Below are 15,415 nucleotides of genomic sequence, written 5' to 3'. Positions count from 1 at the left end.
ATCATGAAAAATAATACAAAAAAATATAATGTATGGTGTAAGAGAGTCATGTTGGGGATTGTGTTTGGTACAGCATCTTTGCTCTCTTCTTGTCAGAAGGATTTGTTGGACACGGTGCCAAAAACGCAGGTGTTGACCAGCAATATGTGGTTGACCGAAAATCTTACAGATCAGGGCATCAATGGCGTTTATCAAGCTCTCCGTCTTGGTCAGATGCTTTATGTATACGACTCCTATGTTACCCTTCAAGGCAGGGATAATTCAACCTTGATGAATGCAACAGCAACAAGTTCGTCTGGAATATTTTCTACCACTTGGCAAAGCTTGTATGAAGGAGTTCATCGTAGTAACAATGCAATTTACGGGATAACAAATGTATCACCTGTGGGAGCAGAAAAAAAGGCTAGATTAACTGCGGAGGTTAAATTTTTGCGCGCCTATTATTATTATCGATTGAATCAATTGTATAAAGGTGTGCCTATTTATACAGAGCCAATCGAATGGGACAAGGTTGATAAACCGAGAAATACTGAACAAGAAGTTTGGAGCTTTATTATTAAAGATCTTACGGATTGTATCAACGAAGCTCAGTTGCCAAATCGATATGACAAAGGAAATGCAAACTTTGGCCGAGTAACCAAATCTGCTGCTTATGCGCTACGTGGTAAGGTTTATATGTACACAAAAGAGTGGGCAAAAGCAATTGCTGATTTCGAACAAGTCAAAAATCTAGGCCACAGTTTATTTGGTAATTATGCATCCCTATTTAAAGGAGATAATGAACAAAGCCCAGAGGTTATTTTTAGTATTCAAAATATCGCGTTGTCAGGATATGGGTCTGATTATCAGTTTAGATTTGGGTCGCGTTCAGCATTTGGATCCAATTGGAATACCTATTTGGTGCATCCTGATGCAGTAGACCGCTATCAGCGTAAAGACGGATCCAGATTTAATTGGGATGATTACTTACCCGGTTATAGCCAAATGGCACCGGCTCAAAGGGAAGTTTTTTTTCTCCGGAACAATTTGACTGCTAGTGAAATATCGAACATAGAAAAACGGACTACAAATAAGCTTGATATGTCTTTGTATTTGCCTACGGGTAATGAAGAACGTATTAAAAAGGCTTATGAGGATCGAGATCCGAGGTTGTCAAGCAACGTTATTTTACCTTATTCTACTTTTGTAGGAGCCAATGGAGCTACAGACCAAACCTTTACTTCGAGGTGGCCATATAGACAAGAGTTCGGTGGTGTGTTTGATTTGAGAACGGATATCGTTCCTAATTTTTACTATTACCCACGTAAGTTCGTTTACGAAGGTGCTAATCCAGGTATTCCAAATAGGGAAGCTGGGGCGTATGATTATATCGTCATGCGTTATGCAGATATCCTTTTGTTGTGGGCAGAAGCCTTAAATGAGTTAACAAAGCCTAGCGAGGCGGTTCTGAAGGTCAATGAGGTAAGAAAGCGCGCAGGAGTTGGAGAATTACCTTTAGGAATTGGGGAGGAGGATCTTAGAAAAGAAATTCGTGAAGAACGCCGTCGAGAATTGATGTGCGAAGGAGTTATTTATTTTGATGAGTTGCGTTGGAAAACATTAAAAGAAACTTCTTTTTATACAGGAAATGGTATTAAACAAGCATGGGGAGGAGTCGTCTCGCCTTATGATTGGAGGGGCGATCAGCTCTATACATGGCCAATACCACAAGTGGAACGGGAGCGGAACACATCCCTGACACAAAACAATGGCTGGGACGATTAAGAAATAAAGAAGACTTTCCGCTTTCTGTAAAAAAGCTGTTATCAATCGCTCCGGCAAACGATTGCATGAGCGATTGATATGTTTTGCTTTTGCTTTTTCAGATTAAAATAAAGATTTTTAACGTTTCGTGTACTTTGTTGCGCAAATGTAAACTATTGTTGTGAAACCGAGCGATTATCACCTAATAACCGAGAAAATAAAGAGATGAAAAGAAGACTCCTATTAAAATTACTGGGCGGAGCAGGACTGGGCATATTTGCTGCTGCTGTACCTGTTGCGGCGGAAGTGGGAAATACTTCGGATGCCAAGATCAATCCGAAGGAAAATGACCGCGCTTATTGGGTCTCCCTGCTGAATAAGATGGCAGGACCTATTTTGGACAATATCAGCAAGCAACAGTGGCGCCGGAATATGCCCATGGAAGTCAGCCCCACTTTTGACAGTAGAGATCCCGGAGTAGGCTATCTCGAAGCTTTCGGCAGGTTGTTAGCGGGAATGGCTCCGTGGCTGGCGCTGCCCGATGACAGCACCGACGAAGGAAAATTACGTAAAAAATTGCGCAGTCAGGCATTGCTGGGGATTCGATATGGTGTTGATCCACACTCGCCAGACTATTTTACCTGGCGTGGTCCTTCCTCCCAAACGTTGGTTGATGCAGCGCATCTTGCTCTGGCTTTCTTGCGGGCGCCCAAAGCGCTATGGGAACCATTAGATCAAACTACGAAGAGGAGAGTTGTCGAGGAGTTCAAGTTGTTGCGTAAGATCAAACCTAACGAAAGCAACTGGTTGCTTTTTGCTTCGATGACGGAGACCTTTTTATATAGTATAGGCGAAGAATGTGTACGCGAGAAAATAGATTATGCGGTCAACAAATTCGACAAAGACTGGTATGTAGGGGATGGCTGGTACAGTGATGGAGCACGCTTTAGCTTTGATCATTACAATGGTTATGTGATCCACTGTATGCAAGTGGAATCGCTACGTCATAACATCCCTGCTGGTGCGAAATACAAGGAAATGTTTGATAGGGCCTATAAACGTATGCAGCGCTATGCACATCATTTGGAACGGATGATATCCCCAGAAGGGCATTATATCGTTGTGGGGCGTTCGTCAACCTACAAGAATGCGGCTTTTCAACCTTTGGCTGCGGTGGCCCTGGAGGATAAACTGCCTGAGGATATTTCTAAAGGCCAGGTCAGAGCAGCATTGACGGCGGTGCTCAGGCATATTTATACCGACAAGACGTTTGCGCCGTCCGGATGGCTTCGCATGGGAGTAGTCGGCGATAAGCAATCAAACCTTGCTGATTATTATACCAATGCGGGTTCGATGTATGTTGCATCGTTGTCTTTTCTGCCGCTGGGTTTACCGGCGGACGACGAATTCTGGACTTGTGCTCCCGAAAAATGGACCTCCCAGAAATGCTGGGATGCAGAACCATTTCCAAAGGATTATTACGTCAATTACTAGGTCAAAATAAAATATCTCACTCCTCAATACTCATTACTCAATATTCATGATGAAGATACGAACGTATATTACAGGAGCTTTGCTAGCTGGATTAGCATTGCAGGGTGTGTCCTGCTCCAGCCAGCAGAATTTAGGGAATGCCAAGCTGGGGCTTGACAAAGAATTTGTGCATTCCAATTTAGAAGACGCCCGAAAACAGATCGCTTACTTGGCTAGATCGATCAATGAATCGGATATGCCAACAACTTATAAAGATGGAAAATACATTAACTGGGGGACCAGCTGGTGGTGCTCAGGCTTCTATCCGGGGACGGTACTCTATCTGTATGAATATACTAAAGACGAAAAACTGCTGGATGAGGCCAGGCGAAAATTAAAGTACCTCGAAAAGGAGAAGTATAATAAGGGAACTCATGATCTCGGTTTTATGCTCTACTGCAGTTTCGGGAACGCCCTGCGTCTGACAGGTGATTCGGCCGCCTATAAGGAAGTGCTGAGCACAGGTGCGGCTTCGCTGGCTACACGTTTCCACGAAGCCCCTAAAACAATCCGTTCGTGGGACGGTGGCAAAAACTGGGATGGGCAGCCCTGGACATATCCGGTTATTATCGACAATATGATGAACTTGGAATTCCTGGCCGAAGTTTCGAAAATCACCGGCGATAAAAGATATAAGGATATTGCTATAATACACGCCAATACAACCATGGCGAACCACTACAGAAAGGATTACAGTTCTTACCACGTCGTGGATTATAAACCAGAGGATGGTAGCATTATTTCCAGAAAGACCGCGCAAGGTGCATTTGATGAGTCTGCGTGGTCGAGAGGTCAGGCCTGGGGTCTATATGGTTATACGATGATGTACCGTGAAACAGGTGACAAGAAGTATCTGGAACATGCGCGCAAGATTGCTAAATTCTACTTGAATCACCCCAATCTGCCCAAAGATCTGATTCCTTATTGGGATATGGATCAAAATAAGCTGACCAAGGAAAGTAAGTACTATAGTCAAAAGGATCTACGCGATGTGTCTACCGCTGCGGTTACGGCTTCTGCACTGCTGGAACTGGCGCAGTACACAAAGGCTAATGAAAGCCAATGGTATATTTCCAAGGCGGAGCAAATGTTACAATCGCTTTCTTCCAAGCCTTATAAGGCAGATTATAAGGAAGCTGGAGGGTACATATTAAAACATAGTGTAGGTTCTATTCCGCATAAGACGGAGGTAGATGTGCCGCTGACCTATGCTGATTACTATTACGTTGAAGCGCTGGTCCGGTATAGCCGGTTACTTAATGGCGAAAAGGTAATCAAACAATAGTTCAGAAAATTTGAATTTATTTTTATTAAAGACGGAATCAACATGATTATTCGTTTACAAAAAGGCGAGTAAGATGGAGCATTGTTCTAAATAATACGAGAATTATGAATTGGATCCAGAAGAACATATTGGGAATCTGTAAGTTTACCCTAGTTGGATTCTTTGCTTGGGGATGTAGCTTCATGAGTTACGGTCAGCGGACGAATCCTTTTTATGGCAAAATGGCGCCGGTCGGTTATCAGAATGGTTTTTCAATGGAAGATTATTGGGTATGGTGTGGCTCTGTGATCAAAGATGAAAAAGGCAAATACCACATGTTTGCCTCGCGCTGGCCAAAGAAGTTTCCTTTTCATCCCACTTGGATGGTGGCATCGGAGATAGTTAGGGCGGAATCAGATAAACCGGAGGGACCCTATGAGTTTAAAGAGGTTGTTTTAGCAGCACGTGGAGCGCAATATTGGGACGGGAGATCTACCCACAATCCCAGTATAACCAAATATGGGAACAAATTCGTTTTGTTTTATATGGGTTCTACACATCCTTTTGATGACCCAACGGCAGCAGATAAAATAACCTTAAGTTCGCCTTATGCTACCGTGGGGAGATCAAATAAGCGGATCGGCATAGCTATTGCTGACGCGATAACAGGGCCATGGACGAGATACGATACGCCAATATTGGATACAAAACCAAATACATTTTATAGTTTTTTGACCTCCAACCCGGCGCCGTTGATTCGAAAAGATGGCTCGGTGCTTCTTATTTTCAAAGGACGTAGCTATGGAAAGAAATATCCTTTTCAGAGCGCACAGAAGATTGGGGTTGCATACGCCAAATCTATATATGACCGCTTCACAGTGCTGAACGATGACTTGCCATTATTCAATAATGCAGAATACAGTGAGTTTGAAGATCCGTTTCTTTGGGAGGATGAAAAGGGGCTACATCTCTTGATGAAAGATATGTCCAGTAAGATGACGGGGGAACATCATGCTGGTGTGCTTTTTCATTCATCTGATGGTATTAATTGGCACATGGATGAAACCAGAAAAGCCTATTCCCGGACGTTGATATTCGAAGATGGTAAGCAGGTCACGATGGGACAGTTAGAACGCCCGTTCGTTTTATTTGAGAATGGTAAACCAGTCTGTATGTATTTTGCTACGATGGATGGCCTGGGAGGATTTGAAAAGGGAACGCGGTCCTGGAATATAGCTATTCCCATAAAGGAATAGTTGCGGTACTTGCGAAGAAGTCTAGATATAAAAAAAGTCACGATCCGGCGAAAGTGGATCGTGACTTTTTTTGTTGTAAGCAGCTGGTGATGGATCACGGCAGATTATCAGGGTCAGCAAGGTCGTCCAGCCCCTTGTTGACGATCTCGGCTCTTTGATAGCATTCTTTCGATCGGCTCTGTAATGTATTGAAGGAGGCGAACAAGACCTGGCCGTATTCGTTATATCTGTCCTGCAGTTCGAAAACTTCGGACAAAGCCTCTTTAAATTCCTCCTGATCGCGGTCCAATGAGACAATATCGACTTGAGCTTCTGAATAATTGCTATAGATCTGATGGATATCGTTCCAGAGCTGTTCGTCAATCCAGCTTTCTTTTTCATAGATCATCTCAAAATGGGTATTGAACCACTGGTATGCTTCGGAAACATCATCGTAGAGGTCCTGCATCCGCTGGTTGTGGTAAATGATCCCCTGGTAGAAGTCTGCGATATCGATGCTGACTTCCGTACCGTCATCGTGCTTGTCAAAGGGTAGCACCGAAGGGTCTTTGATCTTCAGAAACACCTCGAGAATATCCAGATCCTGTTCAATGGGTAATAGGAGGTATTCAAGTTCGGCTATTTCATAATCAATTTCCTCCAGAATGCGATATTGCTCCTGCAGTGCCTGTAGTATGTCCCAGGTAAGGTCGTGCATGAGGTAGTGCGCATCCAGACCCTTTTTCTCAAAATCCAGTTGCGACTTCGCGAGGTCAAAGCGAAGGATAATCGGTCTCAATGGATGTTTTCTGACGATTTCTTTCATAATTGTGGTGTTACATCTGGAATTACCGTCATTTTCAGCTTCCTGACCGGTCTAATTTAAGCTTTCCGGTATCAAGATAGAAAATGACGGTATGTTTTCCAAATCTGTTCATTCTTTCGGTGCAATACATACACGCTGTCGCTATTCAGTTTATACCCCTGATCCAGGAGTTCAGGTTGTTCCAGAAAATTTCATGTTTCCAGGGCTATTTGTATGCTATAGTCTGTGGAAAAGCATGTCGCTGTGCAACTGCGCAGGCTATAGCACGAAGCTGCTTGTCAGATCACTATAATTTGGGGTTGGATTGATCCCGATATAGGTGACCCTGAACTCATACTCCTTAAAGGTTTCCAGTCCTTCGATAATACAGGAGCTCTTAGAACAGAGCTGTGACGACCATTCCGCATTGCTCCCTTTGAGCCTGAACTGGTATTCATACATTCGTGCTCCGGTCCATGCGACGGTCTTCAGGACAATACGCCCGCTGCCTATCTGACCGGGTTCGGCAATCGGGCGCTGTGCCCTGGGGACAAAGCCGTCATAGGAAGCATTTGTTTTCCGGATATTGAATCCCGCAGCCAGTACGATGGTGTCATCATTGTTGGCAATGGTGTCCACGTATTTACCGAGCTCTTTGAGGATATACACAAGTTCCTGCCTTTTCTGCTTACGAATCATAATGGCCCTTGTATCCCTGTAGGCCGCTTCGGTGGCCGAATTGCGGAAGGCGGCGAGAGCCGTATTGAGAACCGACAGCGCCGGTACCGGATCCGGAAACAGTGTGGTCTCATTGGCCATTTTGGTTGCAATCTGTTCGGCAGTCTGCATTAACTGTACATCTGTCTGCCCTCTTTCATTAATTGTTAACTGACTCATAATTTGAAATGTTAAAAGTTTAAAAAATAGTATTGTGCTAGCAACGATACAAACATACGACAGAGCTGAGGACGTGGAGGGGGTAAAATTCCGCCAAAATGCTGAAAGCTGAAAAGTCTTTCTGGCGGAATTTTATCCCTTTTTGTTTATTGAATTAAGATAAAATATTTATCAAAAACTGGCTTGGCGGGATAATAGGGCAGATTCGGAGCAGTTGATTCTGTGACGCTGACCTTCAGGTAAAAAATAAATTGCATCAAAGGATTTTAACTGCGCACCGAAGTAGAAGCTGGGGGCACCGAGGTAAAAGCAGACCACATGCTAGAGGTTTTGCCATGCTGAGAAGTAAAGCACGCCGGTATTCGTGCGATACTCATTTACAAGGATGCTATTTGACCATACACAGATGCAAAAGTTTAGGGCGCTGCTGTAATGGTATATTTACTTCAGGAGATGTTGTCATGTGTCAGTGCCGAAGGCCACAACCTGCGTGCGACGGTAGAATACGCTAAAGAAATTTTGGGGTGCACTGCTGTAAAAGTGGAGAGCGCGGATACGAAAGTAGATTACACGGAGGAAACTTGGTGATCCATGAAATAGAAAGGTCATAGCATGGCTGTATCAGCAGGCCGCATCAGGGATGCTCTGCAGTGCTCCAGGAAAACATCCAGAGCTAGGAGGGGAGCTGAACTACTTGTATGACGTTGTTGATAATTTTGCTCGTCAGGATGATTGCCGATCCTTGCTTTCCTGGTTGAAGTTGTAGTTTGGCTCGGGGGGTGGTGGATGTAGTTTCCGTTCCATTGCCGGCGTATGCCCGAAATAGCGGACATAGGTTTTAATAAAATACTTGGCGGTTGAAAACTGCAATGTAAAGGCGATCATGTCAACAGATTTGTTGGATGTGCGGAGCATTTCGCGTCCTTTATGGATACGTATCGTCCGGATGGCAGAATTTACCGTCAGCCCGTTGTCTTTAAATACTCTGTATAGCGTCCTTTCGCTGGTGAGCAGCTCATCGGCAATACGTTGAATATTGATCTCCCGGTCGGTGTAATTGGCATAGATATATGCTTTTGCCCGATGCAGAAGGGAGATATCTTCCTGCTGCATAGATTTGCGCTGTTCGATCAGGTCCCGGTGGTATAGCTCGATTAAATTGCTGGTGTAGAACTGTAATTTAGTAATTAATGAATAAGAGGAATATTTGGTCTGTTGAATATGCTCTAAGGCTTTCCTGATGCGGTAGCCCAGCTTTTCCACGGCAAATACCTGCGTGGCCTGTCGCCTGTCGATCTGTAGTGTGTCCCATTCCTGTGCGAATCGGGCCGGATCTTCTATATTCAGTCCGATCAGGATCATGGACACTTTACCTGCTTTTATCTGATATATGAGTTCTTTGTCGGTATTCACGTAAGCCAGGTACTGCTGATGGAGCAGAGCGGACCTGTCAATAGCCGCCAAGCGGGAAGATCCGTGAAACTGAAACGCAAGCCACAGCGTTGTCTGGCTATTATGGATATTAAAATTCCAGTCTTCGTCAAAAGTTCCGGCTACTTCCAAAAAAGTGTGCGTACCTATCTTTTTACTGGCAATATATTGGTTTTTGGTGCATAGGATGGCTTCTTCGGAAGCTATAAAATTAAAATATAGTCCTTTGGGTGCCGTATGTCGCGGTGCTAAATGGTGGGGATATTTAAGGTCTATACTGTCATTGACCAGCATACTTTATCAAAAAATTGGTTAGTGTCGTTAAGATACAAAAATGTTTCGGTAGGGGCAAGTTCGTGCCAGACCGAGGAACGATGAACTTGTTTGATTGCTGAATCCTCCATCTTTCGCTTGTTGGTCTAGTTGACCAACAACAGCATGCCCGCCTCAGCTTTGATGCAGAGGTCAATGAGATGGCGACTGTAAAGATGAAGTAGGCTGTCGGCTAGGGCTTTATATAAGCGGACAATATTCATGTCATATAAACAATGAAACAGGTACAGTTTTGTAGGTAAAAAATACTGCATAGCAAACCACTACTTCAATGTTAATGAAGCGACAGGAAACCTACTTGATCGGTGTTCGTAGTTGATCTATGCTTTTCGTACCTTTACCTCTATGACTGACATTCAGAAAAGATTTGACCGTATACTTGCTATTTATATGCATCTGCAGGCCAGGCCTGTGGTAACTGCAGCTTCGCTGGCAGAAAAATTTGAAGTGAGTCTGCGCACGATATATCGCGATATCCGTTCTCTAATGCAGGCTGGCGTGCCCATTTATGGTGAGGCAGGAAATGGATACTCCTTGGTAGAAGGATATAAAATGCCTCCTTTGCAGTTCACCCGGGAGGAAGCGTTGAGTTTTGTTGCTGCTGAAAAATTGGTCGAAAAATATACCGACAGGAATCTGGCACATCACTTTGCGACCGCTCTACTGAAGATGAAGGCGATATTGAGAGGAAACGAAAAGGAACAGGTCGCCATGGTAGGGGATAAGTTCCTTGTGCGGGGAGGACGTCATCAGTTTAACGAGAAGCTGACTTATGGAACCCATACCCTGATCGAAAGTATGGCAGCAAAGAAATGCGTTGAAATTTATTATTCGAAACCGACAGACAGATCTCCCGAAAGACGCGTGATTGAAGCGGTCGGTATTTTTGTGGAAAGCAAATTCTGGTATATTCTCGCCTTCTGCAGACTACGGAATGACTATCGGCAATTTCGCCTCGACCGAATCAGCAATATAAGGATGCTGACCGATGATTTCAGTAAAGAGCACCCCGAACTTTCCTTTTTCCTGAATAAAAGACACGAACTGCCGACGACAAAAGTGGTGGTGCAGGTGGACAAAGAAATAGCAAGATATATGGAATGGGACCGCGATTATTTTGGTTTTCAGAAAGAGGTGGTGACAGGCAGCCATGTCGAAATGCATTTTGACTGTATCAATATGGAGAATGGCTTTGCGCGCTGGTATCTGATGTTTGCGGATCGGGGGAAGATAATAGAACCGCAGTCACTGAAAGAAATCGTGAGAGAACTGCTGACTACAGCACTTACGCAGGTTTAACAGCTATCTCCGCTGTTGGCAACACTTGATATGCGGTCACTGGGAAAAATACTTGCCCGATATTTGGTTGAATCGGACAAGTAGTATTGTATGATATGGATGTCTGACATGGAAATTTGATTTCCTTTATCAGAATGATATTCATATTCCGGCGTTATTGATTATTCCCGCTCCCAGAAAAATGGAGGTTCAATACCAAGTAAGCGCAGGTAAACGTATCCCTGGCCACGGTGATGAATTTCATTGTCGATAAAATAAAGTATGCTGTGGATGATCGGTGACTTGTATTGTCCAAATAAGTTGAACTCTTCCGCAAAACGCTCTTCTGGAATTTTTCCGAACAATTCGCTGATTTGTGGGGTGGCTTCGTCCCATGCCTGCAACAATTGCGCTTTCGTTGAATAATTCAGGTTCTCATCAAGCTCACCACTTTTGTTATCGACAATTTCCTGAAGTCCGGGTACGGCGATCCCCAGCAGTTCTTTGACCATGGCGGCAAAAGGACGCATACCTTCCACCTTAAAATTGAATAATTCCTCTTCAGGAAATCTATCAATTGTCTGCCTTGTGAGATTTCTGTGGCCCAGCCAATGCTCGAGCAAAGTGTTTTTGGAAATGATTTCTGTTTTCATATCTATTTAATTCTATTTAATTATTTCATGAGCGCATGCCGCTCGGTTTGTTTGTCCCTAATGTTGTAAGACAAGTCAAAATTACCTCAGGCTATGACAGTAGTATGGCAGCAGAAAAAATAAAAAAAATTGTTTTCAGATTATTTTCGATTGTCGGTGATAGTGGGGAATGGGTACGGAGAGTCGACTGCATGAAACGGAGCTAAGAAATATAAGAAAAATAATTCATTAATTATTTGACAGTTATAAAAATGTTTGTAACTTTGCAGTCCCTTAATGGGGATAGTATGTCTTGAGCGAAGCCCTACTGCTTCGAAGGACTTTTAATTAATTAATTTATAACATGTCAGGTATTATTGGAAAAAAAGTAGGAATGACAAGCCTGTTTAATGCTGAAGGGAAAAATATTCCTTGTACAGTGATTCAGGCTGGGCCGTGCGTGGTTACGCAGATACGTACGGAAGAAAAGGACGGCTACTCGGCAATTCAACTTGGTTTCGACGAAGCTAAGGAGAAAAACACGACAGCTCCTTTGAAAGGGCATTTTGCGAAAGCAAATACAACGCCTAAGCGTAAGTTGGTAGAGTTTAAAACTTTCCCAGATGCAAAACAACTTGGTGACGTAGTTGACGTTACAATTTTTGAAGAAGGCGAGTTTGTGGACGTAGTCGGTACTTCAAAAGGTAAAGGTTTCCAAGGTGTAATGAAACGTCATGGATTTGGTGGTGTAGGTGGTGCGACTCACGGTCAGCACAACAGATTGCGTGCTCCGGGTTCATTAGGTGCTTCATCATGGCCTTCACGCGTATTCAAAGGTATGCGCATGGCTGGTCGTACAGGTGGTGACAGGGTTAAAATTCAAAACTTACAGGTGTTGAAAGTTTACGCTGAGCAAAACCTTATCGTTGTTAGTGGTTCCATTCCAGGAGCTAAAGGTTCTTATGTAATCGTAGACAAATAGTAGAGATGGAAGTTAAAGTTTTAAATTTATCAGGTAAAGAAACAGGTGCCAAGGTGCAACTTCCTGAGTCGGTATTTGGGTTAGAGCCTAACGATCATGCGATCTATTTGGATGTGAAACAATACTTAGCGAACCAACGCCAAGGAACTCACAAATCTAAACAACGTAACGAAATCGCGGGTTCTACTCGTAAATTACACAAACAAAAAGGTACTGGTGGTGCTCGTGCGGGCTCTATCAAATCTCCATTGTTTAATGGTGGTGGTCGTGTATTCGGTCCTCAACCGCGTGATTACTCTTTCAAATTGAATAAAAAATTGAAACAAGTAGCACGTAAATCAGCGTTGTCTTACAAAGCGAAAGATAACAATGTAGTTGTGTTGGATGCAGTTCAATTCGATTCTTGCAAAACAAAAAACTATGTTGCTTTAGTAAACGCGTTGAATATTGCTGATGAAAAAACCTTATTGGTTTTGCCAGCATACGATAAAAATGTTTATTTATCAAGCAGAAACTTGAAAAAAGCAAAAGTTGTTGTTGCTTCAGATTTAAATACATATGATGTATTGAACGCGACAAAATTGTTGTTAACAACAGATTCTGTTAAAACTTTGGAGGAAGCACTAGCTAAGTAATATGGAAATTATCAAAAAACCTATCTTGACTGAGAAAGCTTCTATCTTAACGGAAAAATTGAACCGTTACGCTTTCAAAGTAGATCACAGAGCAAACAAAATCCAGATTAAATCAGCTGTTGAAGCTATGTTCGGTGTTACAGTTGTTGCTGTAAACACTGCAGTAGTAGCCGGTAAAGCGAAAAGCCGTTACACAAAAGCAGGTTTCGTATCTGGTAGAGCTCCTAAGTATAAAAAAGCTATCATTACGATTAAGGATGGCGAAACTATTGACTTTTACAGTACTATATAATTAAAAATGGCAGTTAAAAGATTCAAACCGGTAACCCCTGGTACTCGTTTCAGAATAGGCGCAGATTATTCTGATATTACTACAAACGTTCCTGAAAAATCGTTGGTGGTAAAGATCAACAAGAAATCAGGTGGTCGTAATAACTCCGGTAAAATGACTATGCGTTATATCGGTGGGGGACACAAGAAAGTATACCGATTAATAGATTTCAAACGCGATAAAAAAGATATCCCTGCAAAAGTTGCTACTATCGAGTACGATCCAAACCGTACTGCTCGTATTGCATTGTTGCATTATGTTGATGGTGAAAAACGTTACATCATTGCTCCAGCTGGTTTACAAGTTGGTCAAACTGTAATTGCAGGCGATCATGTTGCCCCAGAAGTTGGTAATACATTGCCATTAGCAAACATTCCATTGGGTTCTATCATCCACAACATTGAATTAAATCCTGGTCAAGGTGGTTCAATCGCTCGTTCGGCTGGTACTTATGCTCAATTGTCTGCTCGTGATGGAAAATATGCCATCATCAAATTACCTTCAGGCGAAACACGTATGATCTTATTGACTTGTGTGGCTACAATTGGTTCGGTATCGAATCATGAAAGATCTAACCAAGTGTTAGGTAAAGCTGGTCGCAAACGTTGGTTAGGTCGTCGTCCAAGAGTTCGCGGTGTTGCGATGAACCCAGTTGATCACCCAATGGGTGGTGGTGAAGGCCGTGCTTCAGGAGGTCACCCACGCTCACGTACAGGTGTATTGGCTAAAGGCTTCAAAACACGTTACAAAAAGAAAACATCGAATCGTTACATCATTGAGAGAAGGAAAAAATAATGGCTCGTTCAATTAAAAAAGGTCCTTATATCGATCACAACTTAGAAAGAAAAGTTCTTTCTATGAATGAAACTAACAAAAAGTCAGTTATCAAAACATGGTCTCGTAGATCAATGATTTCACCTGATTTTGTTGGCCATACCTTCGCAGTGCACAACGGGAATAAATTTATCCCTGTTTATGTAACGGAAAATATGGTAGGTCACAAGCTTGGTGAATTCGCGCCTACGCGTACATTCAGAGGCCACGCAGAAAAGAAAAAATAATAGGTAATGGAAGCAACAAAAAAACTTAAAAAGTCTGTCTTAATTAGACAACGCAAAGAGCAAGAGAAAGCTCAACAAGGTGGAGCTTCGGATGCCAAATTATTGAACTGCCCTACTTCGCCTCGTAAGATGCGTTTGGTGGTAGACTTAATTCGTGGTGAGCGTGTTGAAAATGCATTATACATTTTAAAGCACTCAAGCAAAGAAGCTGCTGCTCGTGTAGAAAAATTATTATTATCTGCAATCAAAAACTGGGAAGCCAAAAACGAAGGTAAATCAGTGGAGGATAGCGAACTATATGTCAAAGAAGTATCTGTAGGTGGCGGCCGTCAATTGAAAAGATTACGCCCAGCACCTCAAGGTCGCGGATACAGAGTTCGTAAACGTTCAAATCACGTTACATTGGTAGTTGATAGCAAATTAAACGTTGAACAAAACTAATTTATTGAGAAATGGGACAAAAAGCAAATCCAATAGGTAGCAGATTAGGAATCATCAAAGGTTGGGATTCTAACTGGTTCGGAGGTAAAAACTATTCCGATAAATTAGTTGAAGACGAAAAAATCAGAAAATATCTTTCTGTTCGTATTGCAAAAGGTGGTGTAGCTAAAGTTGTAATCGAAAGAACTTTAAAACGTATCACTGTTACAATTCACACAGCTCGTCCAGGTATCGTTATCGGAAAAGGTGGTCAGGAAGTGGACAAGATCAAAGAAGAGTTGAAAAAATTGACAAAGAAAGATGTCCAAATCAACATTTTCGAGATCAAACGCCCTGAATTAGATGCGAAGTTAGTCGCTGAAGGTGTTGCAAAACAGTTAGAGGCACGTATTTCATTCCGTCGCGCAATGAAAACTTCAATCGCTTCGACCATGCGTATGGGCGCTGAAGGTATCAAAATCATGTGTTCTGGTCGTTTGGGCGGTGCTGAGATGGCACGTACCGAACAATATAAAGAAGGAAGAACTCCTTTGCACACATTGCGTGCTGATATCGACTACGCTTTAGCTGAGGCATTGACTACTTACGGTAAAATTGGTATCAAAGTTTGGATCTGTAAAGGTGAGGTTTACGGTAAACGTGACTTATCTCCAAACATTGGTCAAGCATCAGGTGTGAAATCACGTGGCAACCACGAAGGTGGTGGCGAACGCCGTGACAACCGTAAAGGTGGCCGCGGAGGAAACAACCGTGGTGGCAACAACCGTGGTGGCAACCGTGCTCCGAAAAAAGATTAATAGAGTTTATTTAGATT

Annotated in this window: 17 protein-coding genes; 13 read left to right on the top strand and 4 right to left on the bottom strand. The window is 42.9% G+C overall.

Annotated features, from left to right (window positions below):
* Positions 1 to 3 precede the first annotated feature (3 nt).
* The 4 genes from K7A41_RS03575 to K7A41_RS03560 all read left to right on the top strand — a co-directional run bounded on the left by K7A41_RS03575 (position 4) and on the right by K7A41_RS03560 (position 5,796).
* Positions 4 to 1,764 (top strand): RagB/SusD family nutrient uptake outer membrane protein, encoded by a 1,761-nt coding sequence (locus K7A41_RS03575; protein WP_265712639.1) that lies wholly within the window; start codon positions 4 to 6, stop codon positions 1,762 to 1,764.
* Between the two features lie 204 nt (positions 1,765 to 1,968).
* Positions 1,969 to 3,237, top strand: coding sequence for a DUF2264 domain-containing protein (locus K7A41_RS03570; protein WP_265712638.1), 1,269 nt, complete (start codon positions 1,969 to 1,971; stop codon positions 3,235 to 3,237).
* Positions 3,238 to 3,286: 49 nt separating this feature from the next.
* Entirely contained in the window at positions 3,287 to 4,561 is a 1,275-nt protein-coding gene (locus K7A41_RS03565; protein WP_416221944.1) for a glycoside hydrolase family 76 protein, read from the top strand.
* A 104-nt stretch (positions 4,562 to 4,665) separates the two neighbouring features.
* Complete coding sequence (locus tag K7A41_RS03560) at positions 4,666 to 5,796, top strand: glycoside hydrolase family protein (protein WP_265712636.1); 1,131 nt, start codon at positions 4,666 to 4,668, stop codon at positions 5,794 to 5,796.
* A 94-nt stretch (positions 5,797 to 5,890) separates the two neighbouring features.
* On the opposite strand, the gene K7A41_RS03555 is transcribed toward K7A41_RS03560, so the two are convergent.
* Together K7A41_RS03555 and K7A41_RS03550 are read right to left on the bottom strand one after the other, a co-directional pair.
* A complete protein-coding gene (locus K7A41_RS03555; protein WP_265712635.1) occupies positions 5,891 to 6,601 on the bottom strand; it encodes a hypothetical protein in 711 nt (236 codons plus the stop codon).
* 258 nt (positions 6,602 to 6,859) lie between these two features.
* Positions 6,860 to 7,477 carry a fibronectin type III domain-containing protein gene (locus tag K7A41_RS03550; protein WP_265712634.1) on the bottom strand — a complete coding sequence of 206 codons (618 nt, stop codon included), beginning with the start codon at positions 7,475 to 7,477 and terminating at the stop codon, positions 6,860 to 6,862.
* A 432-nt stretch (positions 7,478 to 7,909) separates the two neighbouring features.
* Between K7A41_RS03550 and K7A41_RS03545 the strand changes: the two genes are divergently transcribed.
* Positions 7,910 to 8,065, top strand: a complete 156-nt coding sequence (locus K7A41_RS03545) for a hypothetical protein (RefSeq protein WP_265712633.1) — start codon at positions 7,910 to 7,912, stop codon at positions 8,063 to 8,065.
* A gap of 135 nt (positions 8,066 to 8,200) precedes the next feature.
* Here the strand turns inward: K7A41_RS03545 and K7A41_RS03540 are convergent, their stop codons facing one another.
* A complete protein-coding gene (locus K7A41_RS03540) occupies positions 8,201 to 9,202 on the bottom strand; it encodes an AraC family transcriptional regulator (protein WP_265712631.1) in 1,002 nt (333 codons plus the stop codon).
* 384 nt (positions 9,203 to 9,586) lie between these two features.
* Between K7A41_RS03540 and K7A41_RS03535 the strand changes: the two genes are divergently transcribed.
* Complete coding sequence (locus tag K7A41_RS03535; RefSeq protein WP_265712630.1) at positions 9,587 to 10,540, top strand: helix-turn-helix transcriptional regulator; 954 nt, start codon at positions 9,587 to 9,589, stop codon at positions 10,538 to 10,540.
* A gap of 161 nt (positions 10,541 to 10,701) precedes the next feature.
* Here the strand turns inward: K7A41_RS03535 and K7A41_RS03530 are convergent, their stop codons facing one another.
* On the bottom strand, positions 10,702 to 11,172 hold the full coding sequence (locus tag K7A41_RS03530) for a DinB family protein (RefSeq protein ID WP_265712629.1): 471 nt from the start codon (positions 11,170 to 11,172) through the stop codon (positions 10,702 to 10,704).
* A gap of 343 nt (positions 11,173 to 11,515) precedes the next feature.
* Here K7A41_RS03530 and rplC point away from each other — a divergent pair, with 343 nt between their 5' ends.
* The 7 genes from rplC to rpsC are packed head-to-tail and all read left to right on the top strand — an operon-like array spanning position 11,516 to position 15,398.
* The gene (rplC, locus tag K7A41_RS03525) at positions 11,516 to 12,133 is read left to right on the top strand and encodes a 50S ribosomal protein L3 (RefSeq protein WP_265712627.1); all 618 of its coding nucleotides are present in this window, start codon (positions 11,516 to 11,518) and stop codon (positions 12,131 to 12,133) included.
* Positions 12,134 to 12,138: 5 nt separating this feature from the next.
* The gene (rplD, locus tag K7A41_RS03520) at positions 12,139 to 12,768 is read left to right on the top strand and encodes a 50S ribosomal protein L4 (RefSeq protein ID WP_028071580.1); all 630 of its coding nucleotides are present in this window, start codon (positions 12,139 to 12,141) and stop codon (positions 12,766 to 12,768) included.
* Position 12,769: 1 nt separating this feature from the next.
* The gene (gene rplW / locus K7A41_RS03515) at positions 12,770 to 13,060 is read left to right on the top strand and encodes a 50S ribosomal protein L23 (RefSeq protein WP_028071579.1); all 291 of its coding nucleotides are present in this window, start codon (positions 12,770 to 12,772) and stop codon (positions 13,058 to 13,060) included.
* 6 nt (positions 13,061 to 13,066) lie between these two features.
* Positions 13,067 to 13,894, top strand: a complete 828-nt coding sequence (gene rplB, locus K7A41_RS03510) for a 50S ribosomal protein L2 (RefSeq protein WP_265712626.1) — start codon at positions 13,067 to 13,069, stop codon at positions 13,892 to 13,894.
* Positions 13,894 to 14,160 (top strand): 30S ribosomal protein S19, encoded by a 267-nt coding sequence (gene rpsS / locus K7A41_RS03505; protein WP_002997495.1) that lies wholly within the window; start codon positions 13,894 to 13,896, stop codon positions 14,158 to 14,160. Before rplB ends, rpsS begins: the two co-directional genes overlap by 1 nt.
* A gap of 6 nt (positions 14,161 to 14,166) precedes the next feature.
* Positions 14,167 to 14,601, top strand: coding sequence for a 50S ribosomal protein L22 (rplV, locus tag K7A41_RS03500; RefSeq protein ID WP_028071577.1), 435 nt, complete (start codon positions 14,167 to 14,169; stop codon positions 14,599 to 14,601).
* Positions 14,602 to 14,612: 11 nt separating this feature from the next.
* Positions 14,613 to 15,398 (top strand): 30S ribosomal protein S3, encoded by a 786-nt coding sequence (gene rpsC / locus K7A41_RS03495; RefSeq protein ID WP_028071576.1) that lies wholly within the window; start codon positions 14,613 to 14,615, stop codon positions 15,396 to 15,398.
* Positions 15,399 to 15,415: the final 17 nt, after the last annotated feature.

Origin of the sequence: Sphingobacterium sp. InxBP1, from assembly GCF_026191775.1 — a bacterium.
Taxonomy (GTDB): Bacteria; Bacteroidota; Bacteroidia; order Sphingobacteriales; family Sphingobacteriaceae; genus Sphingobacterium; species Sphingobacterium thalpophilum.
Note: the sequence above shows the minus strand (reverse complement) of the source record. Positions and strands in the feature narration are given on the sequence as shown.

Coding starts and splice junctions, on each gene's coding strand:
- K7A41_RS03540 (WP_265712631.1), bottom strand. CDS start 9,202: ATGCTGGTCAATGACAGTATAGACCTTAAATATCCCCACCATTTAGCA.
- rpsS (WP_002997495.1), top strand. CDS start 13,894: ATGGCTCGTTCAATTAAAAAAGGTCCTTATATCGATCACAACTTAGAA.
- K7A41_RS03530 (WP_265712629.1), bottom strand. CDS start 11,172: ATGAAAACAGAAATCATTTCCAAAAACACTTTGCTCGAGCATTGGCTG.
- rplV (WP_028071577.1), top strand. CDS start 14,167: ATGGAAGCAACAAAAAAACTTAAAAAGTCTGTCTTAATTAGACAACGC.
- rpsC (WP_028071576.1), top strand. CDS start 14,613: ATGGGACAAAAAGCAAATCCAATAGGTAGCAGATTAGGAATCATCAAA.
- rplB (WP_265712626.1), top strand. CDS start 13,067: ATGGCAGTTAAAAGATTCAAACCGGTAACCCCTGGTACTCGTTTCAGA.
- rplC (WP_265712627.1), top strand. CDS start 11,516: ATGTCAGGTATTATTGGAAAAAAAGTAGGAATGACAAGCCTGTTTAAT.
- K7A41_RS03545 (WP_265712633.1), top strand. CDS start 7,910: ATGGTATATTTACTTCAGGAGATGTTGTCATGTGTCAGTGCCGAAGGC.
- rplD (WP_028071580.1), top strand. CDS start 12,139: ATGGAAGTTAAAGTTTTAAATTTATCAGGTAAAGAAACAGGTGCCAAG.
- K7A41_RS03565 (WP_416221944.1), top strand. CDS start 3,287: ATGAAGATACGAACGTATATTACAGGAGCTTTGCTAGCTGGATTAGCA.
- K7A41_RS03570 (WP_265712638.1), top strand. CDS start 1,969: ATGAAAAGAAGACTCCTATTAAAATTACTGGGCGGAGCAGGACTGGGC.
- K7A41_RS03575 (WP_265712639.1), top strand. CDS start 4: ATGAAAAATAATACAAAAAAATATAATGTATGGTGTAAGAGAGTCATG.
- K7A41_RS03560 (WP_265712636.1), top strand. CDS start 4,666: ATGAATTGGATCCAGAAGAACATATTGGGAATCTGTAAGTTTACCCTA.
- K7A41_RS03555 (WP_265712635.1), bottom strand. CDS start 6,601: ATGAAAGAAATCGTCAGAAAACATCCATTGAGACCGATTATCCTTCGC.
- K7A41_RS03550 (WP_265712634.1), bottom strand. CDS start 7,477: ATGAGTCAGTTAACAATTAATGAAAGAGGGCAGACAGATGTACAGTTA.
- K7A41_RS03535 (WP_265712630.1), top strand. CDS start 9,587: ATGACTGACATTCAGAAAAGATTTGACCGTATACTTGCTATTTATATG.
- rplW (WP_028071579.1), top strand. CDS start 12,770: ATGGAAATTATCAAAAAACCTATCTTGACTGAGAAAGCTTCTATCTTA.